Source organism: Psychromonas sp. Urea-02u-13 (assembly GCF_002835995.1).
GTDB lineage: Bacteria > Pseudomonadota > Gammaproteobacteria > Enterobacterales > Psychromonadaceae > Psychromonas.
Genome location: NZ_PJBZ01000224.1, coordinates 1 through 741 on the forward strand (window position 1 = coordinate 1; position 741 = coordinate 741).

The 741-nt window shown below is 44.1% G+C and carries 1 pseudogene; it reads right to left on the reverse strand.

What is annotated here, in order from left to right:
- Positions 1-44: 44 nt before the first annotated feature.
- Positions 45-689 (reverse strand): annotated as a pseudogene (locus tag CXF74_RS22750) (ATP-binding protein).
- Positions 690-741: the final 52 nt, after the last annotated feature.

Genomic DNA, 741 nt, shown 5'->3' on the forward strand with positions numbered 1-741 from the left:
TCACTTTTTCTTGTCACTTTGCGGTGATATTGAGTTGTAATTCTTTATTTAATTTCCGTCAACAGTTTTGCTCCCATTTTCCGCATCGACTCACCTTTTAGTTCAAATCGCTCCGCACAGTGAACCAATCTATCCATGATCGCATCCGCATAAGTCGCTTCTCCAATTAACTCATGCCATTTCGAGATCGGTAGTTGGCTCATTAAGATCATTGATCTTTCACCATGTCGTGCATCAATAATATCCAGGAGATCGCTGCGCTGTTGTCCCGTTAAGCTCTCCATTCCCCAATCATCAATGATCAATGATCAGAATTTGGCACTTATTAAGCTGCGCCAGAAACCGTGGGTAGCTACCATCACCATCACCATCACCATGCACTTGCTGAAGGTGCTCTTGTAATCCCTTTAGCCTGAAGTAGCGTACACTTTGCCTTGCTGGCAGAAGTGCTGCCCAATGGCACAACCCATAAATGTTTTTCCACAGCCTGTTGCGCCTGTAAAAATAAGATTTTGGTGGTGAGTTAACCAATGGCCTTCAAGTAAACTCCGTACCTTTGCTTTCTCAATACCACGGCCTGCACGATACTCTATCTGCTCTGGGTGCGCTTGTAATCGGAATTTAGCTTGTTTGACTAAACGCTCGATTTTACACTGCTCTCGTTGGGTTAACTCCTCATCAAGCAACAATGATAAACGCTCATTGAAGCTCAGATCTTGATAGTGTTGAGGCTGAGCGTTT